Genomic DNA, 22,419 nt, shown 5'->3' with positions numbered 1-22,419 from the left:
GCTGGACTTATGACGCGCCGAAGAACCCGTCCTTGTCAAACTCTGCCCGTCCGCGTTCCCTTGGGCAAGAGACAGGAGACGAAGATGCGCGTGATCGTTCTGGGCGGCGGGTTGATGGGCACGGCGACGGCCTTCTTCCTTGCGCGCCGGGGAATCGCGGTGACGCTGATCGACAAGGGCCGCATCGGCGCAGGGGCAACGGTGGCCAGCTTCGGCAATATCCGCCGCAGCGGGCGATACCTGCCGCAGATGCCGCTGGCCCATCGCTCGCTGGCGCTGTGGAACGATCTGGAACGGCTGCTGGGCCGCGATGTGGAATTCCGCGCGACAGGCCATCTGCGCCTGATCTTCGAGCCGGAGGGGCTGGACCTGATGCGCCGTTTCGCCGCCGATGCCCGCCCTTGGGGATTGGAGCTGGAGGAGCTGACACCGCATGAAATCCACCGCCGTTTCCCGGGTCTGGGCCCGGATGCCATCGGCGCCTCCTTTTCGCCGCAGGACGGATCGGCCAATCCACGGCTGATCGCGCCCGCCTTTGCCGATGCCGCCGCGGCGCTTGGGACGGTGATCGTGGATCAGGCTGAAATCTATTCGATAGATGACTTTACGGTCCGAACTTCGCGCGGAACATTCACTGCGGATGCCATGGTCAACTGCGCCGGCGCCGAAGGTGCAGCCATCGCGGCCAGGTTCGGAGAGCCGGTTCCAATCGCCGTCCTTGGCCCGCAGATGGGGGTGACCGAGCCGCTGCCACACCGCATCCTGCCGGTGGTCGGCGTCTGGTCCGCGGCGCATGGCGCCTATCTGCGGCAGGTGGAACGCGGCAATGTTGTCTTCGGCGGCGCGTCCGAGCGCACGCCGGTCGCGGATGGTCGCGCCCATATCGATCCCGCCCGCCTGCCCGCACAGCTGCGCGAGGTGGTGTGCCTTGTCCCCGCCCTGCGCGATGTGGCGGTGATCCGGCAGTGGTCGGGGGCCGAGGGGTATATCGCCGATGGCCTGCCCGTCATGGGCGCATCCGGGACGACACCCGGCCTGTTCCATGCCTTCGGCTTTTGCGGCCATGGATTTCAACTTGGCCCCGGCGTCGGCGATGCGATGGCGGAACTCGTTGCGACGGGACGGTGCAGCACACCGTTAGAGCCGTTCAGCATCGCGCGCTTCTGATGTCAGAACTTCGCGACCTTGCCCCATTGGCTGCCTTGGAACCGATCCAGCCGGTATTGCGCGACCTCGGTGATCGGCGCGCGGCCCAGCACGAGGTCGGCTACCAGATGCCCGACCCCCGGCCCGATCCCGAAGCCGTGGCCCGACAGACCCGCCGCCAGCACGAGGCCCGGCGCCGCCTGATCGATCACGGGAACCCCGTCGGGCGTGCTGTCGATGAACCCGGCCCAGCTTGCCTGCACCGGAATGTCGCGCAGCGCGGGCAGCAAGGCGCGGGCGCGCGCCAGGGTCTCGTTCACCAGAGCCGTCGAGGGTCTGGGGTCCAGCACCCGCATCCGTTCCATCGGGGTTTCGCGGTCCAGCGCCCAGATCGCCCGCGTCTCGAACCCCGCGCGCCAGCCTTGCAGCCCACCGGGCCGAAGCGAGCGCCACCGTTTGGCGAACATCGGCAGGAAGTGCTTGGCCCCGTGCAGCATCGAGGGCGTGGGGTCCAGGCTCGCCCGGCCCGAAATCGCCAGCGTATATCCGCCATCTCCCCGCCGCGTGGCGGACACGGCCGCCGTATGCAGCGCATCGGGCAGCCCCGCAGCACCCGGCATGACCGACAGGATCGAACTGCGGACCGAAGCCTGCGGAAACGCAATGCCCATCTGGTGCAGGAAACTGCCCGCCCATGCACCGCCCGCGACCACCACGACCGGCGCGCGTATGGTGCCGCGTTCTGTTACGACCCCGACGACGCGCCCGCCCGCCATCTCGACCCCACGCGCGGCGCAGTTCTGGATCACGTAGCCACCATGTTTGACGATGCCGCCCGCGATCACCGGCGCGGCGCTGGCCGGGTCCGCCGTTCCGTCCGAAGGGGACCAGACGCCGCCCAGCCACGCCTTCCCTGTCGCGGCACCGCGCGCAGCGGCCTCGACCCCCGTGAGCATTCGGGTATCCACCCCCTCGCCGCGCGCGAATTGGCCCCATTTGGCCCAGCCCTCGATCTCGGCGGCACTGTCCGACAGGTAGAGCAGGCCGCAGCGACGAAAGCCGATCTTGGGGCCAAGGTCGCGCGACATCTCCTCCCACAAATCGAGGCTGCGGGTGGAGAGCGGCAATTCGCGCGCGTCGCGGTTCTGTTGGCGGCACCAGCCCCAGTTGCGGCTGGACTGTTCGGCCCCGATGCGCCCCTTTTCCAGCAGCACCACCCGCTGCCCGCCCCGCGCCAGCCAGTATGCGGCGCAGACCCCGGCAATTCCGCCGCCGATCACGACGCAATCGGCATCCGCCGGCAATGTGTCGTCTGTGTCGATGTGCAAAAGCGGGGCAGGCATGGGCGTCTCCGGATCGTTTCCAGCAAGGCTATCCCGCATCTTCCGGCCGTATCTGCCGCATCCCGGCGCGCATACGGCATATCCTTTCGATTGGGCGGGGCTTGGCAGCGGCGCCAAGGTGCAGGAAAAGGAACCAGCCCATTGGGAGGAAAGACAAGATGACCCCGCGCCTGAAGCTCGACCGCATCGACGTGAAGATTCTGGCCGAGTTGCAGAAGAACGGGCGCATCACGAATGTGGAGCTTGCCGATCTGGTGGCGCTGTCGCCCTCGCCCTGCCTGATGCGGGTGAAGAAATTGCAGCAGGCGGGCTATATCGTCGGGTATTCCGCACAGATCGACGTGGCGAAACTGGGCGAGACGCTGACCGTCTTCACCGAATTCACGCTGAAGAACCACCGCCAGACCGATTTCGCCCGGTTCCAGGAGGCGCTGGAAAAGATCGACAGCTGCATCGAATGCCATCTCGTCTCGGGCGGCTACGACTATCTGGCGAAATTCGTGACCTCGGGGATCGTGGATTACCAGAACATCATCGAGGCGTTGATCGACCGGGACGTGGGCATCGACAAGTATTTCAGCTTCGTCGTCATCAAGACGCCTTTCGTCAAGAACCAGATTCCCCTGACCCGCCTGTTCGCCGAACGGCTGTAGGGTCAGAAGGTCGGCGGAGTGCAGGCGCTCACGACCTCGCAGACGGTATCGCCGATGTTGCGGAACCTGTGCGGTGTGGTGCTGGTGAAGTAATAGGCATCCCCCGCGTTCAGCAGGTGAACCTCGTCGCCGATCGTGACCTCCAACTGGCCGGCAATGATGACTCCGCATTCCTCGCCCTGATGGGACAGGGCGTGGCGACCGGAATCGCGACCGGGATCATAAAATTCATGCAGCATCTGGATCGCGCGGTCGCGGCGCTGGGCCGCGATCAGCAAGTATTTGATCCCGGATGCCCCGATGTTCACATGCTCGGACCGGCGGAAAACGCGGGCCTTTTCCTCGGCCAGTTCGAAGCTGAAGAAGCTGGCAAGGTCCATCGGGATGCCGTCGAGGATCTTCTTGAGCACCGAAACCGATGGCTGCATCGCCATCGCTTCGATCTGCGATATGGTGCCGCTGCCGACGCCCGCGCGCCGCGCAAGCTCGCGCTGCGACAGCCCCTTGGACCGCCGGACGACGCGAAGCCGCATCGCCACCATCGCATCGGCTGAATCCGTCATCCGCTTTCTCGCTTCCCATAGGAAGCACAGATTAGAAAATCCCAATGTCTGCGGCAAGCGGCGCAGGGTTGCAAATCGCTCTTGTCCGGCGCGCAGGTTGCGTGGCCTTCTGATCCCAAGCACGGAGAGGTATAAATGAAAGACGCGAGCATTCCCAACGATCCCGGCAGTTTCTGGATGCCGTTCACGCCGAACCGCGATTTTCTGGCGGACCCGCGGATGATCATCGCGGCCGACGGCATGTATTACACCAGCAGCGACGGTCGGCAGATCCTCGACGGGACGGCGGGCCTGTGGTGCGTGAACGCGGGCCACAACGCGCGGCGCGTGACCGAGGCGGTGCAGAAGCAGGTCGCGACTTTGGACTACGCGCCGCATTTCAACTTCGGCACACCGCAGGCGTTCGAATTGTCCTCGCGGCTGGCGGGCATGTTTCCCGAGGGGTTGGACCATGTGTTCTTCACGAACTCGGGGTCGGAATCCGTTGATACCGCGCTGAAGATCGCGCTGCATTACCACCGGATGCGCGGCGATGCGGCACGGACCCGCCTGATCGGGCGCGAGCGTGGCTATCACGGCACCGGCTTCGGCGGCATCTCGGTCGGCGGGATCGTCAAGAACCGGATGCATTTCGGCACGATGCTGGCGGGCGTCGATCACATGCGCCACACGCATGACCTTGGCCGCAACGCCTTCTCCAAGGGCTGCCCGGAACATGGCGCGGAACTGGCCGACGATCTGATCCGCATTGCCGAATTGCACGATCCGTCCACCATTGCTGCCGTGATCGTGGAGCCGATGGCGGGATCGACCGGCGTTCTGCTTCCGCCCGTGGGATACCTGAAGCGCCTGCGCGAAATTTGCGATCGCTACGGCATCCTGTTGATCTTCGACGAAGTGATCACCGCCTATGGCCGCCTTGGCCGCGCCTCGGCTGCGGAATATTTCGGCGTGAAGCCCGACATCATCGCAACGGCCAAGGGGCTGACCAATGGCGCGATCCCCATGGGCGCGGTGATCGTGGATCAAAAGATCTACGCCTCCGCGATGGAAAATGCCGACGCCCCGATCGAGCTCTTTCACGGCTACACCTATTCCGCGCATCCGGTCGCGGTGGCCGCAGCACTCGCCTCGCTGGAGACCTATCGCGAGGAGGATCTATTCGCCCGTGCGGACGGTCTGGCCGCGAAATGGCAGGACGCGGTCCATTCGCTGAAGGGCCTTCCGCATGTGAAGGACCTGCGCAACCTCGGCCTCGTCGCGGGGATCGAGCTTGAAAGCCGCCCCGGCGCACCGGGCACCCGCGGGGCCGAGGCGATGAAGGCCGCATGGGCAGACGGGCTGATGATCCGCGTCACCGGCGACATCATCGCGCTGTCCCCGCCGCTCATCATCTCGGAAACCGAGATCGACATGCTGTTCACCAAGCTCGCAGACATCCTGCGCAAGATTGCCTGAGGTTCCCACCGATGAAAGACCACAACAATACCGCGCAGATCGGCCATTACATCGCGGGCCGGATCGTCTGGGATGCCGACCGCACGCAGCCCGTCACCAACCCGGCCACGGGCGCGGTCAGCGGGCAGGTCTCGCTTGCCGCGCCTGCGACCGTGGATCAGGCGGTCGCCGCCGCCAAGGCCGCCTTCCCTGCCTGGGCGAACATGCCGCCGATCCGCCGTGCGCGGCTGATGAACGCCCTCCTTGCACTGGTGCGCGAGAACAAGGACAAGCTGGCCGAAGCGATCACGCGCGAGCATGGCAAGGTCTTCACCGACGCCCAGGGCGAGGTCGAACGCGGCATCGACATCATCGAATTTGCCTGCGGCATCCCGCAGCTGCTGAAGGGTGACTATACCGATCAAGTCTCGACCGGGATCGACAACTGGACCCTGCGCCAGCCGTTGGGCGTGGTTGCGGGCATTACGCCTTTCAACTTTCCGGTCATGGTGCCGATGTGGATGTTCCCGGTCGCCATCGCGGCGGGCAACACGTTCATCCTGAAGCCCTCGCCCACCGATCCCTCGGCATCGCTGATCTATGCCGATCTGATGAAACAGGCGGGCTTTCCCGATGGCGTCTTCAACGTGGTGCAGGGCGACAAGGTGGCGGTCGATGCGCTGCTGGAACACTCGGACGTGATGGCGGTGTCCTTCGTCGGCTCGACCCCCATCGCGAATTACATCTACGAAACCGGCGCGCGGCACGGCAAACGGGTGCAGGCGCTGGGCGGGGCGAAGAACCACATGCTGGTCATGCCCGACGCCGATATGGAGAAGACGGCCGACGCGCTGATCGGCGCAGGCTTCGGCTCGGCGGGCGAGCGGTGCATGGCTATCTCGGTCGCGGTGATGGTGGGCGATGCGGCGGACAAGCTGATCCCGGTCCTGAAAGCGCGAGCTGAGGCGCTGCTGGTCAAGAATGGCATGGAACTGGACGCCGAGATGGGCCCGATCGTGACCGCCGCCGCGCGGGACCGCATCGCAGGCTATATCGCCGGGGGTGTAGAGGAAGGCGCGGACCTGATCGTGGACGGTCGCGGCTACTCCGTTGCCGGACACGAGGACGGCTTCTGGCTTGGCCCGACCCTGTTCGACAAGGTGACGCCCAAGATGACCATCTATCGCGAGGAAATCTTCGGGCCGGTCCTGTCCTGCGTCCGCGTGGCTACCTTTGCCGAGGGGTTGAAGCTGATCAACGACCACGAATTCGGCAACGGCGTGTCGCTGTTCACCCGCGACGGCAATGTGGCGCGTGAATTCGGGCGGCAGGTGCAGGTCGGCATGGTCGGCATCAACGTTCCGATCCCGGTGCCGATGGCCTGGCACGGCTTCGGCGGCTGGAAGCGCAGTCTGTTTGGCGACATGCACGCCTATGGCGAGGAAGGCGTGCGGTTCTATACCAAACAGAAGTCGATCATGCAGCGTTGGCCGGAAAGCATTGGCGAAGGCGCCGAATTCACCATGCCGGTTTCGAAGTAGAGGCCATCATTGGGGGCGCCGGCAGCAACCGGCGCCCCCAATTCGTTCACCAAAGCGCCGCCATCGCGATCAGCGCAATCGCGACCGTGATCCCGCCGCCGATACGGGTCGCGATCTGAGCGAGGGGCATCCGGTTCGACGCCGACAGGATCGCGATGTGGCCATCCCGCCGTGGGTGTTGGTCACAGTCACGGATTCGACGGGATAGAGGTTGACCCGCCGCGCCGTCGCCACGGTCGAAACGATGGTGATCAGGTTGGCGGGACCAAACCCCTCGACCAGTTCTTGAGGCGTCAGCACGATTCCAAAGGCGAACGGCATCGGATAGGCGACCCGCCGCCGCAGAATTGACGCGGATGCATCTGGGCGGAGAGAAAAGGACCGCCGTGCTGCGGCGCATCTTCGCCTTGGAGTGACGGCAGCCCCGGCTTATTTTCGGACCAGATATCCGACGATCCCGCCCGTCGCCGCCGACAGCACCGACTGCGCCCAGCGCTTTTCATCCTGTGATGAACTGCCCGACCGGATCGCTTCGAGGCAGATCCAAAGGATCACGCCCACGAAGGCGATCGCCACGAAGAATAGCACCAGATCCTTGATGTTGCGGACCCAGATATCCCCGCTTTTCTCGTCCGGCTGAACCGACACCTTGACGGTATGGTTCTCGGGCGGCGCGTTCAGATCTACCTTGTCGATCACAACCCGATGAACTCGGTCTGCATGGTGCGTGTGGTCGGCTCCACCAGACCCAGCTTCAGGCCCTGCTTCTTGCCTTCCTGCGCGGCAAGGAAAAGCTGCAGCGCCTTGCGGATGATCTCGGATTTGTTGGTTTCGCTGTCGGACACGATCCGTTCGATCTCGGAGTTCAGATCGTCGGACAGCACGAGGTTCAGACGGACGCTCATCGGCAGGCCTTTCGGATGGAGGGTCGATGGGCAGAATATGTGCATCCTATGCGCATCCGTCAAGCTGCCCTCGAAATCTGTTGCGCGACCCGCGCGCCATGGGGCATCACGCAGGAAACCAGAGAGAGCCATGAGCATCCGCACAAGCGCCCCTACCCCCCTGCGCCGCGCAAACGCCCTCGGCGCGGCATGGATGATCGCCGCGATGGCCGGATTCGCGGTCGAGGATGCTTTCGTCAAGGCGCTGTCGCAGCATCTGCCCATCGGTCAGGTGCTTGTCATGTTCGGCTTCGGCGGCGCATTCGTGTTCGGTGCATTGGCGTTGATGACGGGCCAGAAGCTGCTGTCGCGCGACGTTGCCTCCTTTCCGATGCGGCTGCGCGTGCTTTTCGAGGTGGGGGGCCGGCTGTTCTATATCCTCGCGCTGGCGCTCATCCCGCTTTCCGCCGCGACGGTGATCCTGCAGGCGACGCCGATCGTCGTCGTGGCCGCCGCTGCGCTGGTCTTCGGCGAACGGGTCGGCTGGCGCAGATGGGCCGCAATCCTGCTGGGGATGGCCGGGGTGCTCGTCATCCTCAGGCCCGGCAGCGACAGCTTTTCGGTGCTGTCGCTGCTGGCGGTTCTGGGAATGCTGGGCTTTGCGGGTCGCGATCTGGCAAGCCGCGCCGCGCCCGCCTCGCTTGGAACCGCCGTGCTTGGCTTCTACGGTTTTCTGGCGGTGGTCGTGGCGGGCGGGATCTTCTCGCTTTGGTCGCAGGTGCCGTTCATCGCGCCGGATGCAGCGGCAGTGCAGTTCACCGCCGGGGCCGTTGCAAGTGGCGTCGCGGCCTATTCCTGCCTGATGAAGGCCATGAGGACTGGAGAGGTTTCAGCGGTGACGCCCTTCCGCTATGTGCGGCTCGTCTTCGGGTTGGCGCTTGGCGCGGTGCTGTTCGGAGAACGGCTTACGGGGTTCATGCTGATCGGATCCGCGATGATCGTGCTGTCGGGGTTGTTCATCATCGGGCGGGGGTCCTATGCGCCTGCCGCGATGGTCCGCAGATAGGCGATAAGGTCGCGCCGCTGCTGCTCCTGCGCGATACCGGCAAAGTTCATCTTGGTGTCGGGAAACATCGCGCGCGGGTCCTGGATGAAATGCGAAAGCCGATCCTCGGTCCAGACCCCGCCCGCACGGCCGGCACTTCGCAGCGACGCGTTATAGCTGTAATCGGGCAGCGATCCGATGACGCGCCCGACCACGCCATCCAGATGCGGCCCTGCGCGCATCGGGGGCCCCGGCTTCAACGCATGACAGGCCGCGCATTTGCGGAACAGGCTGCGGCCCGCATCGGCATCCTGCGCGGACGCCGCCAGCGGCGAAAACACAAGCAGCAGGATGAGCAGGATGCGGCGCATGGCGGTTTCGTTTGGTGAATCGCGGCCAAGCGGCTGGCCGCCGTCAGATCGTAACGCAGATCTTGCCGAAATGAGCGCCGGATTCCTGATGGCGAAAGGCGTCTGCCAGATCGGCAAGATCGAAGCTTCGGTCGATCACGGGGCGCAGCCCGGTCGCGTCCAATGCCGCCACGAAATCCCGCTGATGCCTGCGCGAGCCGACGACCAGCCCCTGCAACCGCTGCTGCCGGGCCATCAGAAGCGCCGTCGGCACCTCGCCCCCCATCCCGGTCAGCACGCCGATGAGCGCGATATGCGCCCCTGCCCGCCCCGCCGCGATGGATTGCGCCAAGGTCGCGGCGCCGCCCACCTCGACGATCAGATCGACGCCCCGCCCGCCAGTCAGTCGACGCATCTCGCGCCCCCATTCCGGCGTCTTGCGATAGTTTATGACATGTTCGGCCCCCATCACGCGCAGCCGTTCCAACTTTTCGTCCGAGGAGGAGGTGGCGATCACCCTCGCCCCCATCGCGCGGGCAAGCTGCAACGCGAAGATCGACACGCCACCGGTTCCCAGCACTGCCACCACATCGCCCGGCTTCAGGCCGCCATCCACCACCAGCGCGCGCCACGCGGTCAACCCCGCCGTGGTGATCGTTGCCGCTTCTTCGTGGCTCCACCCCTTTGGCGCAAGGGTGAAGCGGTCCGCAGGCAGCGTCACCCATTCGCGGGCATAGCCGTCGATCCCGTCACCCGGAACGCGGCGGAAATCCGAGGGCAGATCCGTGCCATCCTGCCAGTCGGGAAAGAAGCAGGAGACGACATTGTCGCCGGGGGCAAATTCGGTCACTCCCGGCCCCACCGCCTCGACCGTGCCTGCGCCATCCGACATGGGGATGCGCCCGTCCTCGGCCTGCCCCTCGCGGCTGGCGACCAGATAGTCGTGGTAGTTGAGCGAGCTGGCCCTGATGCGCACGCGAATCTCGCCCGGCCCCGGCGCGGGCGGCTCGGGCACATCGGAAAGGCGCAGGCGATCCAGCCCGCCGGGCGCTTCGATGGTGATCTGTCTCATGTCATCAGACCTTTCTGGCTGGCATCATCCGGTATTCCCACTCGTTGCGGCCCTCGGCGGCAAGCAGGGCATCGACCTTGGCGCGGTGCGGAGAATGGCGGCAAACCGGGTCCATGGCAAACGGATCGCCCGCAAGCGCCATGGCCTGACAGCGGCAGCCACCGAAATCGCGTGTCACGCGGGCGCAGGACTTGCACGCATCGGGAAGCCAATCCGTGCCGCGAAAGGCGTTGAAGGCGGCACTGTCGTTCCAGATCGCGGCAAGGCCCGTCTCGCGCACATTCGGAAAGGTCAGGCCGGGAATGATCTCGGCGGCGTGACAGGGCAGCACGCGACCGTCGGGGGCGACATTCAGGCCAGTCGATCCCCACCCGCCCATGCAGGCCTTGGGATAATCGGCGTAGTAGTCGGGCGGCACGAAATCCACCGCCAGCACCCCTGACAGCCGCTCCGTCGCATCGGCCACGATCTCCTTCGCGCAGGTCACCTGCGCCCGCGTCGGCTGAAGGGCGCTGCGGTTCTTCAACGCCCAACCTTGGAATTGCACGCAGGCGACCTCGATCCGGCGGGCGCCAAGGCGGACGGCCATCTCGATAGTGGCCGGCAGATCGTCAAGGTTCTGGCGGTGCATGACCGCGTTCAGAGTAAGGGGGATGCCAAGATCGGCAATCGCTTCGGCCAGCGCCATCTTGCGGTCGAACCCGCCTTTGTAGCCCCCGACCCGGTCCGCGACCGCGGCATTCGTTCCCTGCAGGGAAAGCTGGATGTGGTCCATCCCCGCATCGACCAGCGCCTCCAGCCGCGCGCGCGTCAGCCCGATCCCCGAGGTGATGAGGTTGGTATAAAGCCCCGCCCCGGAGGCCGCAGCCATCAGCCGTTCCAGATCGCGCCGCGCCGCAGGCTCGCCGCCCGACAGGTGGATCTGCAACACGCCAAGGGCCGCCGCCTCGGCGAACACCCGAGCCCACGTCTCGGTGTCCAACTCCTGCTTCGCCGCAATCAGATCCAGCGGGTTGGAGCAGTAGGCGCAGGCAAGCGGACAGCGATGCGTCAGCTCGGCCAGCATGGCGATGGGCGGATTGGGCATCATCTTGCCTCCAGCAAACGCTTCGCATGCAGCCCGGCAAGGAAATCCGCGACGTCCGGCTGAACCACATCCACCGGGGCCGAGAACCGGGCGGCAAGCCGCGCCGCGATGTCGGACACGCGCGATGCGCCGTCCAGTTCGGTCATGATGGCATGGCCGATGTCGTCCAGCATCAGCGCGCGTTCCGGTCCAAGCAGCACATGGCACGCGCGCACCGCGTCCCATTTCAGCCGCACGCCGCGCGGCAGCGTAAAGATCGGGTCCGAAGGGGCGGTCACAGCATCCCCTCGCCTGGCACCCACCCTCCCGGCGGAATGCGCCCCGGCGTGACATAGGCGCATTCCAGTGCGTCCAGCTGCGCCCAGAGCACCTCGGTCTTGAAGGTCAGGGCAGCGGCGGCGGCGTCCTGATCGGCCCCGGTCACCGCATGATCCAGCACCCAGTTCAGCCCGAAGGCGACGTCCTTGGGCGCTTCGGTCAGGCGATGCTGGAAATAGGCGATCGTCTGATCGTTGGCGAAGGCGTAATGCTTCAGCAGCCCGGCGATCCGGTTCTCGTGGATCGCCGGGGCGAACAGTTCCGTCAGCGACGAGGCCATCGCCGGCAGCAGCGGCTGGTCGCGCACGAAACGGATATAGGCATCCACGGCGAACCGCGTCGCCGGAAGCACCCCCCGCGCCGAGGATACGTAATCCGGGTCAAGCCCAACCCCTTCGGCCAGCTTCAGCCAGCGCCGAATGCCGCCGCCTTCCTCGACGCCGCCATCGTGATCCTCGATCCGGGACCGCCAGATGCGGCGCAGGTCAGCGTCCTCGCAGCGCGACAGAAAGGCCGCGTCCTTCATCGGGATGCGGCTTTGATAGTAGTAGCGGTTGATGACCCAGGCGCGCACTTGTTCAAGGGTGCAGCCGCCCGAATGCAAGAGGTGATGGAACGGGTGCTTGTCGTGATATCGCTCTGCCCCGATCTGACGCAGCCGCGCCTCGAACCCGACACGATCCTGCGTCATGGCGCGACCTCCATCCCGTCGAAACCGATCTGCCAACCCGCCGCAAGCACAGCCGCACGTTCCGGCCCGTCAGGCTGCAGGACGGGATTGGTGTTGTTGATATGAACGAAAACCTTGGTGCAGGACAGCGAGGACAGCGCAGCGATGCTGCCATCCGGTCCGTTCATCGCCATATGTCCCATCCGCGCGCCCTTCTTCTTCCCGGTTCCCGTGCGCTGCATGTCGTCATCTTCCCAGACCGTGCCGTCGAAGAACAGAAGGTCCGCACCCCGAAGCCTGTCCAGCAGATCGCCTGTGACCTCGGCGCAGCCGGGGATGTAGAAGGCGGTGCGGCCGGATGCCTCCAGCCTCAATCCCACGGTCTGCTCGCCCAGAAGCTTCGTGTCGACCTTGTCTCCTTCGGCATAGAGTGGCACCTTCCCCGGCACGGCAAACCCCGTCACGCGGAGGCCGGGAACAGGGGCAAAGGGTGTCTCCAGCGCGAATGGCTCCTGACGCACGAAATCGGGGTTGAGCACGCGGAAGATCGGGTTCTCCGCGATCGTCGCCAGCATCGCCTCGGTGCCGTGCAGCGTGAAGGGCGAGCTTTCCCGGAGCGTCAGAAGCCCCGCCACATGATCGACATCGCCATTCGTCACCACGACTGCCGCCACAGGACTGTCACGGCGCGCGCGCGGGTGCAAAAAACGCGCGTCAGCCATCTGGGTGCGAATGTCGGGCGAAGCATTCAACAGAACCCAAGACGCGCCATCAGCCGAGACGGCAAGCGAGGATTGGGTCATGGATGCGATCCTGCCAGCGCGGGCATCATCGCAATTAGAGCAGGCGCAGTTCCACTGCGGCAAGCCGCCGCCTGCCGCAGTGCCAAGTATCACGATCTTCATTCAGATCGCGTCAGAAGAGTTCGCGGTCGTTACGATCATCTTCCGATGGGCCATACATGTTGATTTCCATTCCGCAGGCGATCTCGATTGCGGAGGGTTTCTTCCAGGCCATTCGATCTTCTCCTTTGCTGACGGTAACTCTTGAGCAGCTTGCCGAAGGGGTAACCCACGTCGGCCGCCCGTTGTTCCTGCGGGCCCGGTCCGGCCGTGCACAACCCCGCCAGCTTGGGGGGCGCCCCCCGCACCGTCAATACAGTTCGGCGGCGGCAAAGGCGAAAGAGGGCCCACCAGACCTGCCGTATCGTCCATACATGCGGCTTTCCATCTGATAAGATTTGAAAAATCGCCTTGCCCAAGCGCGGGGATCATACAATCGTATGATCCGACATCGCGGCCAGACCGACGTCACGGAAATGCGTCAAGCATGTGTAGTCTTGGGCTGACTGCGAAACTAGATACCACGCGAATCCATAAAAACGGGGCATCATCATGACCATTCTCGCCATCGGCACTTCTGCCGGGGAACAACCGCTCGACCGGATGGAGATTACCCGCCGTGCGGTAGGAGCCCATGATGTCGCGATCGACATCATCTATTGCGGCATCTGCCATTCGGATTTGCATCAGGCGCGGGGCGAATGGGCAGGCACGCTCTATCCTTGCGTTCCGGGGCACGAGATCGTCGGCCGCGTGGCCGAGGTCGGCGGCCATGTCACCGCGCACAAGGTCGGCGATTTGGTCGGCGTCGGCTGCATCGTCGACAGCTGCCAGCATTGCGCCGAATGTGCCGAGGGGCTGGAGAATTACTGCGACGGCATGGTCGGCACCTATAACGGCCCGACCGCCGACGCGCCGGGGCACACGCTGGGCGGCTACTCGCAGGCCGTGGTCGTGCATGAACGCTATGTTCTGAAGATCACCCATCCCGAGGATCAGCTGGCCGCCGTCGCGCCGTTGCTCTGTGCCGGCATCACCACTTACTCGCCGCTGCGCCACTGGGGCGCGGGTCCGGGCAAGAAGGTCGGCGTCGTTGGCATCGGCGGCCTTGGCCATATGGGTCTGAAACTGGCGCATGCGATGGGCGCGCATGTCGTGGCCTTCACGACCTCCGAGGGGAAGCGCGCCGACGCTCTGGCGCTTGGCGCGGACGAGGTGGTTGTCTCTCGTAACCAGGACGAGATGGCCGCGCATGCCAAAAGCTTCGACTTCATCCTGAATACCGTCGCCGCGCCACATGACCTGGACGCATTCCTTGCCCTGCTAAAGCGCGATGGGACGATGACGTTGGTCGGCGCACCCGCCTCGCCCCACCCGTCGCCAAACGTATTCGGCCTGATCATGAAACGCCGCGCCATCGCCGGTTCGATGATCGGCGGCATTCCCGAAACGCAGGAGATGCTGGATTTCTGCGCCCAGCACGGCATCACCTCGGATATCGAGATGATCCGCCCGGACGAGATCGAGGCCGCCTATGCCCGGATGCTGAAGGGCGATGTGAAATACCGCTTCGTGATGGACATTAGGGAGATGGGCGCATGAATATCACCCGTTCGGGCACGAACCCCTCGGCCAAAGGTCCGGCCGAGTGGTTTACCGGCACCGTCCGCATCGACCCGCTTTTCGCCGCCGAAGCGCCGGGCCGCACCGCGGGCGCACATGTGACGTTCGAGCCCGGCGCGCGGACCGCATGGCATACCCACCCGGCAGGTCAGACGCTGATCGTGACCTTCGGGCGCGGGCTGGTCCAACGGATCGGCGGCCCGGTCGAGGAGATCAGGCAAGGCGATGTCGTGTGGTTTCCGGCGGGCGAGAAACATTGGCACGGGGCGGCACCCGACACGGCGATGAGCCATATCGCCATTCAGGAAAGCATCGACGGCACTCCGGTCACATGGATGGAAAAGGTGACGGAAGCGGAGTATGCCGGGCGCTGACGAAACGCTGCCCGAGACGACTGGGGCCAAAGGCCCCGATCCTGCACGCGCTTTGCGTGAACGTCGTCGCCGCCTGCGACATTCGCGATGTCCGCTCTGGCCGACGCTCAACGGATGCGACATGGAGCACGATCGGTAGACCAGATCACCAGCCTGCGAATTCAGGCATGCTGCCCGAGGGTGACGCCGAGCCTGCCAGTTTCAGCGCGGTTCGCGATTGCCAAGCACCAGATCGCGCCCCGCGAAAAGACCGCCGACGCATTCCATCTCGAACCGTTCCATGTCGCGGTCGCGGAACGAGGCCATGACCTCCTCGACCAGCTCCGGGTCCTCGCCCAGCATCAGCAGCGCATGGCGACCCATGACAAAGGCGCTTTCCAGCGTCTCGCGCAGCTGGAAATCCGCGCCGGCCTTGACCAGCGCCAGCGCATGTTCGCGGTCGAAGGCGCGGGCAAGGACGGGCACCATCGGAAATTCGTGCTTGCAAAGCTCCACGATCTTGGTGACCGCGGCGGCATCGTTCGGCGCGGCGATGATAAGGCTGGCATTACCCGCGCCCGCAGCGTGCAGGATGTCCAACCGCGATCCGTCGCCATACCAGACCTTGAAGCCGAACTCGGCGGCGTCGCGGATCGATTGAGCATCGGTGTCGATCATCGAAAGGCTGTGGCCGCGCGCCAGCAGCGGCTGGCTGATCATCTGCCCCATCCTGCCGAAGCCGATCAGCAGCACGCTGGCCGACAGATCCTTCGCCTCGTCCACACCCTCCATCGAGGCGCCGCGTTTGGGCATCAGGCGGTCATGCGCAATGATCATCAACGGCGTCAGCACCATCGAACAGATGATGATCGCCGTCAGGTTCGCGTTCCATTCCGGTGTCAGGATGCCGAACTGGGTCGCCGTGGCATAGAGAACGAAGGCAAATTCGCCCCCCTGCGCCATCAGCACCGCCCGCTCCACCGCCTCGGCACGGCTGGCGCGAAGGATGCGCGCGACGACATAGATCACCCCCATCTTCAGCAGGATGTAGGCTGGAACGCTCAGCGCGATGACGGTCCAATTCGCCGCGATCGTGTCGAGGTCCAGCGCCATGCCGACGCCAAGAAAGAACAGGCCCAGAAGCAACCCGCGGAACGGCTCGATATCGGCCTCCAACTGATGACGGAAGCTGCTTTCCGACAGCAGCACCCCGGCAAGGAAAGCCCCCATCGCCATCGACAGCCCGCCCGCCTGCATCAGCACCGCCGCCCCAAGGACGACCAGCAGCGCCGCCGCCGTCATCACCTCGCGCGCGCCGGTGCGGGCCAGCAGCCGGAACAGCGGGTCCAGCAGATAGCGCCCAGCGACCACCAGAACCACGATGGCGGCAAGGCCCACGCCCACGCTTTCCATCCGGTCCATGATCGTCGCCTCGGCCCCGCCCGGCGCGAGGAAGGCGACCAGCGCCAGAAGCGGAACGATGGCCAGATCCTCCAGCAGAAGGATCGCCACGATCCGCCGCCCCTTCGGCAGCGCCATCGCGTTCCGCTCGGTCAACATCTGCATGACGATAGCGGTCGATGTCAGAACGAAGCCCGTCCCCGCAACGAAACTGGGCACCGCAGGATAGCCAAGCGCCAGCCCCACCCAGACCAGCACCGCGATGGCAAGCACCAGCTGCAAGAGCCCGAGGCCGAAGATCTCGCCCCGCATGGACCACAAGCGGGCGGGCTGCATCTCCAGCCCGATGATGAACAGGAACAGCACGACGCCAAGCTCGGCCACATGGATGATGGATTGCGCATCGCCGAAGAAGCCCATCCCGAACGGCCCAATGGCAAGCCCGGCCGCCAGATAGCCAAGCACCGATCCAAGCCCCAACCGGCGGAACAGCGGCACCGCGACCACCGCTGCGGCCAGAAGCACCACCACCGCAACGAAGTCCGGCCCGCCATGCGCGCCCGCCTCATGCGCCGCACTCATCACCTCGCCCGCCATCCATCCACTCCTGCTTGACGATCAGCCCAACCGGGCCCCCACGGCTTCAAGATTGGTATTCGGCGGTGGGTTCGGGAGCAAGCGCGCGCATGCGGTGCATGCACGCCGGAAGGCAGAAGGCGCTTCTTCCGTCAGACGGACGCGCCATGAACCAGAACCGCCGTCACCGGTGGGCCATTAGGTCGCCCTGGCGACGCATGAAGCAGGATCTGGCGATCAGGGCGCTGAACATGGCCATTGCCCTGCGCCGCCCGCCGCCGGGCTGCATTCACCACACCGACAGCGGCGCCCTTACCGTGCCCAACCAGAAGCTTCTGCGCAAAAACGGGTTCAAGATGTCAATGAGCGGCAAAGGCAATTGTTATGATTGTGAATATGGTATTGCGGCTTGACGGCCTGACCCATGTTACGATTGACCGCGTGTCATTGTGTTGACGTGTCGACCGTCAAGCTGCCCCGGCAACGGGCGAGATGTGACCTTATAGGAGCCTGACGGGAACGCCCCATCACAGTCCTGTCCCCTTGGATCGGTGCCTGGGCATGCTTTAAGCATGAGGGCACCATCACGACCACACATCCAGTTATCATCGGTATCGACACCCATAAAGAAACCCATGTCGCCGTCGCCATTGATACGCAAGGCGCTCGGTTAGCCGCGCTGTCCATACCGGCAAATCCGAAAGAATACCTGAATTTGGAACGCTGGTCACGATCTCATGGGGAGGTTCTGGCATTCGGAATTGAAGGAACTGGCTCGTATGGCGCTGGCCTCTCACGGTCTTTGCTTTACCAAGGGCATACCGTGATTGAGGTCACGCGGCCAAACCGTCAGCAGCGATACACCCAAGGCAAGACAAACAGCCTGGACGCAGAGGGCACCGCCAGATCCGTCCTTTCTGGGCAAGCAACGGCGCGCCCGAAGACGCAAACTGGATCATCAGAGATGATTAGACATCTGAAGATCGCGAGAGATACTGCCGTCAAATCGCGTTCGCAGGCGATGGTGACTTTGAAAACGCTGATTATCAATGCGCCTGCCGCGCCGCGCGATGGCCTTGGATCAAATCCGAGTAAAGGTTGCGCTGATCCGGCACATCGCTGCGTTCAGACCTGGCGATATCAACACTACTCTTGCTTCGGCAAAGGCAGCCATGCGCGCATTGGCGCGCCGCTGGCTGTGGTTGCACGAAGAGATCATCGGCCATGACAAAGAATTGGAACGCCTTGTCGCTGAGCGCGCCCCGGCTCTGATGGCATTGCGACATTGACAATTGCCGAGATGTCGATCCTCGTTGGTAACGACCCAACGCGCATTCGTTCTTTGCCAAGCTCTGCGGTGTTTGCCCAATTCCTGCATCCAGTGGCAAAACCCACCGCTTCCGTTTGAATCGAGGCGGCAATCGGCAGGCCAACGCAGCACTCTATCGTGTAGCCATCGTCAGGAGGCGCAGCCACGAACCAACGCTTGCCTACGTCAAGAAACGCACCAAAGACGGAAAGAGCAACAACGAAATCATTCGATATCTTAAACGCTACATCTTCCGTGAAATCTATGGCCTGCTCTGTGTGCCGAAAACAGCGAAAATCGTGCCTTGACGAATATAGGAGCTTCAACTCGGCCGTCGAAAGCTTCTTCAAAGCGCTGAAGGCCGGGTTGGTCTGGCGCAGAGACTGGCACGCCCGGCGCGATGTCGAGATTGCCCTCCTCGAATGCATCAGCGGCTCTTATAGCCCGCAGCGAAGGCATTCAGTTTCAGGCCGGAAATCACCGGGGGCCTTCGAAAACAAGGCCGCATAACCTGAGCGCCCGACCGGAACGAAACCGGTGCAGGGCCATCCAGTGGCCCCTTTGAAGAATGAAATACCATAACATAGATGTCCCGGGTGCCCTGCATTCTGCACAGCAAGGCGCCGAGCGAATCTCCATTTGGTACTCGGCGCGACGAAATGGGACTAAACCGACCATCGCGCTACGTGGGAATAAATTGATCCAGATTGGAGATACCTATTGGCCCAGCCCTCACGTCAGTCAGGGACCCCCCGCAGCTATGTCGCAGACACATTGGCCTTGATCCTGTTCTTCACGACGACAGGCATCATAAACGAACGCTTCATCGCAGGGATGACGTGGGAGCAGATCTTGCATGCGCGCTTGCTCGGGGGCGTCCTGATGGTCCCGGTAGGACGGCCCTACGGCATATGGCGCGATTGGATGATGGCACATGCCAAGGATACCCGCTTTTCGCAGGTCTTATGGGACAGTCTGGCGCTGATGAGCTTTCAGGTCCCGATCTATGCTGCGATCATCGCGTTCAGTGGTGCAACAGGCGAAGGGCTGCTGCGGGGTGTCGCCGGTGCTGCGGTGATGATGATTGTCCTGGGCCGCCCCTACGGTGCATTCCTGAATTGGGTAAGGCATCTCTTCGGGCTACCGCCCGGGGGAGAGAAGCCCATGTCGCTCAACACATGACATCGACGCCCGGTTTGGGCTGTGAACCGATATCGCCGTCGCTCGTCATGCCGCTGATAGGGTAAGGACATCCACCTACAAGAAGCGCTGCTTTTCCGGAATATACGTCCAGGCGACAAAGCGACTTGCCTTCTGGCCCTGCGCCATCTTGACGATCTTGACCTCGGCGACACGCGCCCGTGCCAACAACCGGGAGAGTGGCTTGATACTGTCTTGTCTAGACACCAGAGAGGTGAACCACAGACATTGATCGGCAAAATCCACACTTTGCTCGATCATTCTGGCGATGAAACCGATTTCGCCGCCCGGGCACCACAGTTCGGCATTCTGGCCGCCGAAATTCAGTTCGCCCGTATCCCCCTTCCCCAGATTCCGCCACTTGCGCCGGCTGCCTTTGTCGGCATGCTCGGGGGACGCATGAAACGGCGGATTGCACAGGGTCACATGGAAGATATCGTCGGGTCCGATCACGCCCTTGAAAATATTCTCCGGATTGTTCTGGTGGCGGAGCGTCACATCCAGACCGTTTCTCTGACAAATCTGCCGTGCCGATTGAATCGAGACAGGATCAATATCGACGCCCGTAAAGTCCCAGCCGTATTCATGCCGACCGGTGAGCGGATAGACAAGGCTGGCGCCTGTCCCGATGTCCAGCGCCTTGATGTCAGGACCGTGCGGGACCTTCCCGTCATTACACTCTGCCAGCAAGTCCGCGAGATAATGGATGTAGTCGACGCGACCGGGTATCGGAGGGCACAGGTAAGTGACAGGAATATCCCAAAAATCAACGTCATAATGCGCTCGCAAGAGCGCGCGGTTGAGCATGCGGACCGCACCGGCGTCTGAAAAATCGACCGTCAGCTGACCGCGAGGGTTTCTCGTCGTGAAGGCCGCCAACTCGGGTGACTTTGCCATCAGACGTTTGAAGTCATACCCGCTCCGGTGCTGGTTGCGCGGATGCAACATGGGTTTGACAGCCATGGGAAACCTTCGTTCTACTTGGCGCATGAACAGCGCCCGACAGGGTGTCGAATTCAGCTATGCCAACTGCCCGAGCAGTAGTGGACCGAACCTTACTAGTCACCCCTGCAAACGAAGCAAGACATCGCAGCAAGCTCGGAGCGCCGAAACGTATGTAGCCCGCCCGCATCAGTCTTGCTGCGGAGGGTGAAACGCGGCAGTAACCCGCGGCGGCGGGGCGGGCGATCCCGCCGCACCTGCTTCACATCGCGGGCATCGGCCCCTCGGCCTCTGCCGCCGTCCGCATCGCCAGCAGGGCCAGACCAAGGGCGGCCAGCGACAGAATCGCTCCGGCCCAGTTCGGCGAGGCGAGGCCGTAGCCCGCCGCAATAGTCGCTCCGCCAGCCCAAGCCCCGATGGCGTTGCCAAGGTTGAACATCCCAATATTTACCGAAGCCGCCATCGTCGGAGCCCCTGCTGCGGCTGCGCGATCCATCACCAGCTTCTGGATGGGCGAGACGGTTGCAAAGCCGAATGCGGCCATCAGGAATACTGACAGGCCCGCGACGAGGGAGCTTTCCACCCCGATCCAGAACACCAGCAGCACGGCCGCCTGCGCCGCCAGCGATACCAGGAGCGTGCCGAACAGCGATTTGTCGGCGAACCGTCCGCCCGCCGAGTTGCCGACCGCAAGGCCAAGGCCGAACAGGATCATCAGCACCGTGATGCCGGTATCCGACAGGCCCGTCTCCTCGACGGCCATCGGCGCGATGTAGGTGATCAAGGTGAAGAACGCCGCCGGCCCCAGCACCGTGATGCCCATGACCAACAGCACTTGCCGATCGGTGAAGGCGCGAAGCTCGGTCATGACGGGAATCTTCGGCCCACGCTCGATCTGCGGCAGAAGGGTGATGATGGCGACGATGGTCACCAGCCCGATCCCCGCGATCAGCCAGAAGACGAGCCGCCAGTCCGTGCTTTGTGCCAGCCATGTGCCTGCGGGCACTCCGATCAGGTTCGCCAGTGTCAGTCCCGAGAACATGAACGCGATGGCGCTCGCCCGCCGCCCGGGGGCCACCAGCGATGCCGCGATGATCGAGCCTACCCCGAAGAAGGTCCCATGGTTGAAGGCCGTGATGATGCGCCCCGCCAGCGCGATAGGCAAAGTGGGCGCCATTGCTGTGATGACGTTGCCAAGAGTGAACAGCGCCGCCAGCCCGATCAGCAGCGTCTTGCGCGGCAGGCCTGCGCCAAGGACTGTCAGGATCGGCGCGCCGACGAAGACGCCAAGCGCGTAGGTGGTGGCCATCAATCCCGCCGTCGGGATATCCATGCCGAAGCTGGCGGCGATCTGGGGCAAGATGCCCGCCACGACGAATTCGGTCACACCGATGCCGAACGCACCGATTGCCCATATGAGACATCGGGTTCGGAGATAAAGGCATGGCAAACGTGATGGACGCAGAAACAGACAGGCTTCGGCAAGTGCGGCATCGCCCCGCCGATCTGGACCAAATCGACCGAAAGATATTAGGCGCGCTGGCCGAAGATGCGTCGCGCAGCTATGCGGAACTCAGCGCCATCGTGAATTTGTCCGCACCCGCCGTGCATGATCGCGTGAAGCGGCTGAAGCGTGACGGGGTGATCCGAGCCACCGTCGCGCGGCTGGACGGCTGCAAGCTGGGCCGCACACTTCTGACCTTTCTGATCGTGGACACCAATACTTACAGTGCCACCCGAGAGCTCTTGCGCTTCGGAGAGCGGCCGGACGTGGAGGAGATCCATTCCGTCGCCGGAGATGCGTGCGTGCTGATGAAGGTCCGCGCCAACGACACCGAATCCCTCGAGGCCTTTCTGATGGAGGTGCAGATGCTGGATGGCGTGCGGTCTGTCCGCAGCTACATTGCGCTGTCTACCTTCGTTGAGCGGGGCCCCTTGCCGGACGGCGTCGACCGGTAAGCAAGTCGAAGCGACAGTTCGGCGGACAGCGTGGTCCATGGGACGAAGCAGCCATTTGCCGCGCTGCGGGAGTGCTTATGATTATCGTGCCTAGTCTAAAGAAAA

Annotated in this window: 24 protein-coding genes and 3 pseudogenes; 12 read left to right on the top strand and 15 right to left on the bottom strand. The window is 63.8% G+C overall.

Going from position 1 to position 22,419, the window contains the following annotated elements:
• Positions 1 to 84: 84 nt before the first annotated feature.
• Positions 85 to 1,167 carry an NAD(P)/FAD-dependent oxidoreductase gene (locus tag E2K76_RS09160; RefSeq protein ID WP_136683994.1) on the top strand — a complete coding sequence of 361 codons (1,083 nt, stop codon included), beginning with the start codon at positions 85 to 87 and terminating at the stop codon, positions 1,165 to 1,167.
• A gap of 2 nt (positions 1,168 to 1,169) precedes the next feature.
• On the opposite strand, the gene E2K76_RS09155 is transcribed toward E2K76_RS09160, so the two are convergent.
• Complete coding sequence (locus E2K76_RS09155; protein ID WP_136683993.1) at positions 1,170 to 2,489, bottom strand: NAD(P)/FAD-dependent oxidoreductase; 1,320 nt, start codon at positions 2,487 to 2,489, stop codon at positions 1,170 to 1,172.
• Positions 2,490 to 2,647: 158 nt separating this feature from the next.
• Here E2K76_RS09155 and E2K76_RS09150 point away from each other — a divergent pair, with 158 nt between their 5' ends.
• Positions 2,648 to 3,142, top strand: a complete 495-nt coding sequence (locus E2K76_RS09150) for an Lrp/AsnC family transcriptional regulator (protein ID WP_220432196.1) — start codon at positions 2,648 to 2,650, stop codon at positions 3,140 to 3,142.
• 2 nt (positions 3,143 to 3,144) lie between these two features.
• Here E2K76_RS09150 and E2K76_RS09145 read toward each other — a convergent pair whose 3' ends face one another.
• The gene (locus E2K76_RS09145; RefSeq protein ID WP_136683992.1) at positions 3,145 to 3,705 is read right to left on the bottom strand and encodes a cupin domain-containing protein; all 561 of its coding nucleotides are present in this window, start codon (positions 3,703 to 3,705) and stop codon (positions 3,145 to 3,147) included.
• A gap of 135 nt (positions 3,706 to 3,840) precedes the next feature.
• Between E2K76_RS09145 and E2K76_RS09140 the strand changes: the two genes are divergently transcribed.
• Together E2K76_RS09140 and E2K76_RS09135 are read left to right on the top strand one after the other, a co-directional pair.
• On the top strand, positions 3,841 to 5,163 hold the full coding sequence (locus E2K76_RS09140; protein ID WP_136683991.1) for an aspartate aminotransferase family protein: 1,323 nt from the start codon (positions 3,841 to 3,843) through the stop codon (positions 5,161 to 5,163).
• A gap of 11 nt (positions 5,164 to 5,174) precedes the next feature.
• The gene (locus E2K76_RS09135; protein ID WP_136683990.1) at positions 5,175 to 6,683 is read left to right on the top strand and encodes a CoA-acylating methylmalonate-semialdehyde dehydrogenase; all 1,509 of its coding nucleotides are present in this window, start codon (positions 5,175 to 5,177) and stop codon (positions 6,681 to 6,683) included.
• 46 nt (positions 6,684 to 6,729) lie between these two features.
• Here the strand turns inward: E2K76_RS09135 and E2K76_RS21110 are convergent, their stop codons facing one another.
• From E2K76_RS21110 to E2K76_RS09120, 3 genes are read right to left on the bottom strand one after another with little or no spacing between them, the layout of a single operon-like run.
• Entirely contained in the window at positions 6,730 to 7,083 is a 354-nt protein-coding gene (locus E2K76_RS21110) for a 2-hydroxycarboxylate transporter family protein (RefSeq protein ID WP_136683989.1), read from the bottom strand.
• Between the two features lie 29 nt (positions 7,084 to 7,112).
• Entirely contained in the window at positions 7,113 to 7,382 is a 270-nt protein-coding gene (locus E2K76_RS09125; protein WP_220432195.1) for a hypothetical protein, read from the bottom strand.
• On the bottom strand, positions 7,379 to 7,588 hold the full coding sequence (locus tag E2K76_RS09120; protein WP_136683988.1) for a transcriptional regulator: 210 nt from the start codon (positions 7,586 to 7,588) through the stop codon (positions 7,379 to 7,381). Before E2K76_RS09120 ends, E2K76_RS09125 begins: the two co-directional genes overlap by 4 nt.
• Before the next feature lie 130 nt (positions 7,589 to 7,718).
• Here E2K76_RS09120 and E2K76_RS09115 point away from each other — a divergent pair, with 130 nt between their 5' ends.
• Entirely contained in the window at positions 7,719 to 8,633 is a 915-nt protein-coding gene (locus tag E2K76_RS09115; protein WP_281280723.1) for a DMT family transporter, read from the top strand.
• Here E2K76_RS09115 and E2K76_RS09110 read toward each other — a convergent pair.
• Genes E2K76_RS09110 through pqqA form a run of 7 tightly spaced genes read right to left on the bottom strand, consistent with a single transcriptional unit; the run spans position 8,603 to position 13,126 of the window.
• The gene (locus tag E2K76_RS09110) at positions 8,603 to 8,983 is read right to left on the bottom strand and encodes a c-type cytochrome (protein WP_136683987.1); all 381 of its coding nucleotides are present in this window, start codon (positions 8,981 to 8,983) and stop codon (positions 8,603 to 8,605) included. The genes E2K76_RS09115 and E2K76_RS09110 overlap by 31 nt on opposite strands.
• A 43-nt stretch (positions 8,984 to 9,026) precedes the next feature.
• On the bottom strand, positions 9,027 to 10,034 hold the full coding sequence (locus tag E2K76_RS09105; protein WP_136683986.1) for a zinc-dependent alcohol dehydrogenase family protein: 1,008 nt from the start codon (positions 10,032 to 10,034) through the stop codon (positions 9,027 to 9,029).
• A gap of 4 nt (positions 10,035 to 10,038) precedes the next feature.
• Positions 10,039 to 11,124, bottom strand: coding sequence for a pyrroloquinoline quinone biosynthesis protein PqqE (gene pqqE, locus E2K76_RS09100; RefSeq protein ID WP_136683985.1), 1,086 nt, complete (start codon positions 11,122 to 11,124; stop codon positions 10,039 to 10,041).
• On the bottom strand, positions 11,121 to 11,399 hold the full coding sequence (gene pqqD, locus E2K76_RS09095) for a pyrroloquinoline quinone biosynthesis peptide chaperone PqqD (protein ID WP_246032929.1): 279 nt from the start codon (positions 11,397 to 11,399) through the stop codon (positions 11,121 to 11,123). Before pqqD ends, pqqE begins: the two co-directional genes overlap by 4 nt.
• The gene (pqqC, locus tag E2K76_RS09090; RefSeq protein WP_136683983.1) at positions 11,396 to 12,130 is read right to left on the bottom strand and encodes a pyrroloquinoline-quinone synthase PqqC; all 735 of its coding nucleotides are present in this window, start codon (positions 12,128 to 12,130) and stop codon (positions 11,396 to 11,398) included. The genes pqqD and pqqC overlap by 4 nt, the downstream gene beginning before the upstream one ends.
• Positions 12,127 to 13,014, bottom strand: a complete 888-nt coding sequence (pqqB, locus tag E2K76_RS09085; protein ID WP_136683982.1) for a pyrroloquinoline quinone biosynthesis protein PqqB — start codon at positions 13,012 to 13,014, stop codon at positions 12,127 to 12,129. Before pqqB ends, pqqC begins: the two co-directional genes overlap by 4 nt.
• A 10-nt stretch (positions 13,015 to 13,024) precedes the next feature.
• Positions 13,025 to 13,126 (bottom strand): pyrroloquinoline quinone precursor peptide PqqA, encoded by a 102-nt coding sequence (gene pqqA, locus E2K76_RS09080; protein WP_136683981.1) that lies wholly within the window; start codon positions 13,124 to 13,126, stop codon positions 13,025 to 13,027.
• A 377-nt stretch (positions 13,127 to 13,503) separates the two neighbouring features.
• Here pqqA and E2K76_RS09075 point away from each other — a divergent pair, with 377 nt between their 5' ends.
• A complete protein-coding gene (locus tag E2K76_RS09075) occupies positions 13,504 to 14,553 on the top strand; it encodes an NAD(P)-dependent alcohol dehydrogenase (protein ID WP_136683980.1) in 1,050 nt (349 codons plus the stop codon).
• Positions 14,550 to 14,948, top strand: a complete 399-nt coding sequence (locus tag E2K76_RS09070; protein ID WP_136683979.1) for a (R)-mandelonitrile lyase — start codon at positions 14,550 to 14,552, stop codon at positions 14,946 to 14,948. Before E2K76_RS09075 ends, E2K76_RS09070 begins: the two co-directional genes overlap by 4 nt.
• 201 nt (positions 14,949 to 15,149) lie before the next feature.
• Here E2K76_RS09070 and E2K76_RS09065 read toward each other — a convergent pair whose 3' ends face one another.
• A complete protein-coding gene (locus E2K76_RS09065; RefSeq protein WP_136683978.1) occupies positions 15,150 to 16,925 on the bottom strand; it encodes a monovalent cation:proton antiporter-2 (CPA2) family protein in 1,776 nt (591 codons plus the stop codon).
• 170 nt (positions 16,926 to 17,095) lie between these two features.
• On the opposite strand from E2K76_RS09065, the pseudogene E2K76_RS09060 reads away from it, so the two are divergent.
• The 4 genes and pseudogenes from E2K76_RS09060 to alaE form a co-directional block, all read left to right on the top strand.
• Positions 17,096 to 17,293, top strand: a pseudogene (locus tag E2K76_RS09060) (IS3 family transposase); the annotation flags it as partial.
• Between the two features lie 194 nt (positions 17,294 to 17,487).
• Positions 17,488 to 18,521: pseudogene (locus tag E2K76_RS21200) on the top strand (IS110 family transposase).
• Between the two features lie 16 nt (positions 18,522 to 18,537).
• Positions 18,538 to 18,723, top strand: a pseudogene (locus tag E2K76_RS20790) (IS3-like element IS1133 family transposase); the annotation flags it as partial.
• 210 nt (positions 18,724 to 18,933) lie between these two features.
• Positions 18,934 to 19,395 carry an L-alanine exporter AlaE gene (alaE, locus tag E2K76_RS09050; RefSeq protein WP_136683977.1) on the top strand — a complete coding sequence of 154 codons (462 nt, stop codon included), beginning with the start codon at positions 18,934 to 18,936 and terminating at the stop codon, positions 19,393 to 19,395.
• Between the two features lie 75 nt (positions 19,396 to 19,470).
• Here the strand turns inward: alaE and rlmF are convergent, their stop codons facing one another.
• The gene (gene rlmF, locus E2K76_RS09045; protein WP_136683976.1) at positions 19,471 to 20,376 is read right to left on the bottom strand and encodes a 23S rRNA (adenine(1618)-N(6))-methyltransferase RlmF; all 906 of its coding nucleotides are present in this window, start codon (positions 20,374 to 20,376) and stop codon (positions 19,471 to 19,473) included.
• A 241-nt stretch (positions 20,377 to 20,617) separates the two neighbouring features.
• A complete protein-coding gene (locus tag E2K76_RS09040; RefSeq protein WP_281280722.1) occupies positions 20,618 to 21,805 on the bottom strand; it encodes an MFS transporter in 1,188 nt (395 codons plus the stop codon).
• A gap of 5 nt (positions 21,806 to 21,810) precedes the next feature.
• Between E2K76_RS09040 and E2K76_RS09035 the strand changes: the two genes are divergently transcribed.
• Positions 21,811 to 22,314 (top strand): Lrp/AsnC family transcriptional regulator, encoded by a 504-nt coding sequence (locus E2K76_RS09035; protein ID WP_246032925.1) that lies wholly within the window; start codon positions 21,811 to 21,813, stop codon positions 22,312 to 22,314.
• Positions 22,315 to 22,419: the final 105 nt, after the last annotated feature.

Source organism: Falsirhodobacter xinxiangensis (genome assembly GCF_004959935.1).
GTDB classification, from domain to species: Bacteria; Pseudomonadota; Alphaproteobacteria; order Rhodobacterales; family Rhodobacteraceae; genus Falsirhodobacter; species Falsirhodobacter xinxiangensis.
This window is presented reverse-complemented; position numbering and strand designations above follow the sequence as displayed.

Bases quoted from the DNA above. Each gene is read 5' to 3' on its own strand.
- pqqB (WP_136683982.1), bottom strand. From the start codon at position 13,014: ATGAAGATCGTGATACTTGGCACTGCGGCAGGCGGCGGCTTGCCGCAG.
- E2K76_RS09140 (WP_136683991.1), top strand. From the start codon at position 3,841: ATGAAAGACGCGAGCATTCCCAACGATCCCGGCAGTTTCTGGATGCCG.
- pqqE (WP_136683985.1), bottom strand. From the start codon at position 11,124: ATGATGCCCAATCCGCCCATCGCCATGCTGGCCGAGCTGACGCATCGC.
- rlmF (WP_136683976.1), bottom strand. From the start codon at position 20,376: ATGGCTGTCAAACCCATGTTGCATCCGCGCAACCAGCACCGGAGCGGG.
- E2K76_RS09155 (WP_136683993.1), bottom strand. From the start codon at position 2,489: ATGCCTGCCCCGCTTTTGCACATCGACACAGACGACACATTGCCGGCG.
- E2K76_RS21110 (WP_136683989.1), bottom strand. From the start codon at position 7,083: ATGCGCCGCAGCACGGCGGTCCTTTTCTCTCCGCCCAGATGCATCCGC.
- E2K76_RS09115 (WP_281280723.1), top strand. From the start codon at position 7,719: ATGAGCATCCGCACAAGCGCCCCTACCCCCCTGCGCCGCGCAAACGCC.
- E2K76_RS09145 (WP_136683992.1), bottom strand. From the start codon at position 3,705: ATGACGGATTCAGCCGATGCGATGGTGGCGATGCGGCTTCGCGTCGTC.
- E2K76_RS09120 (WP_136683988.1), bottom strand. From the start codon at position 7,588: ATGAGCGTCCGTCTGAACCTCGTGCTGTCCGACGATCTGAACTCCGAG.
- E2K76_RS09075 (WP_136683980.1), top strand. From the start codon at position 13,504: ATGACCATTCTCGCCATCGGCACTTCTGCCGGGGAACAACCGCTCGAC.
- pqqA (WP_136683981.1), bottom strand. From the start codon at position 13,126: ATGGCCTGGAAGAAACCCTCCGCAATCGAGATCGCCTGCGGAATGGAA.
- E2K76_RS09105 (WP_136683986.1), bottom strand. From the start codon at position 10,034: ATGAGACAGATCACCATCGAAGCGCCCGGCGGGCTGGATCGCCTGCGC.
- pqqC (WP_136683983.1), bottom strand. From the start codon at position 12,130: ATGACGCAGGATCGTGTCGGGTTCGAGGCGCGGCTGCGTCAGATCGGG.
- E2K76_RS09070 (WP_136683979.1), top strand. From the start codon at position 14,550: ATGAATATCACCCGTTCGGGCACGAACCCCTCGGCCAAAGGTCCGGCC.
- E2K76_RS09150 (WP_220432196.1), top strand. From the start codon at position 2,648: ATGACCCCGCGCCTGAAGCTCGACCGCATCGACGTGAAGATTCTGGCC.
- E2K76_RS09135 (WP_136683990.1), top strand. From the start codon at position 5,175: ATGAAAGACCACAACAATACCGCGCAGATCGGCCATTACATCGCGGGC.
- E2K76_RS09160 (WP_136683994.1), top strand. From the start codon at position 85: ATGCGCGTGATCGTTCTGGGCGGCGGGTTGATGGGCACGGCGACGGCC.
- E2K76_RS09065 (WP_136683978.1), bottom strand. From the start codon at position 16,925: ATGGCGGGCGAGGTGATGAGTGCGGCGCATGAGGCGGGCGCGCATGGC.
- E2K76_RS09110 (WP_136683987.1), bottom strand. From the start codon at position 8,983: ATGCGCCGCATCCTGCTCATCCTGCTGCTTGTGTTTTCGCCGCTGGCG.
- E2K76_RS09035 (WP_246032925.1), top strand. From the start codon at position 21,811: ATGGACGCAGAAACAGACAGGCTTCGGCAAGTGCGGCATCGCCCCGCC.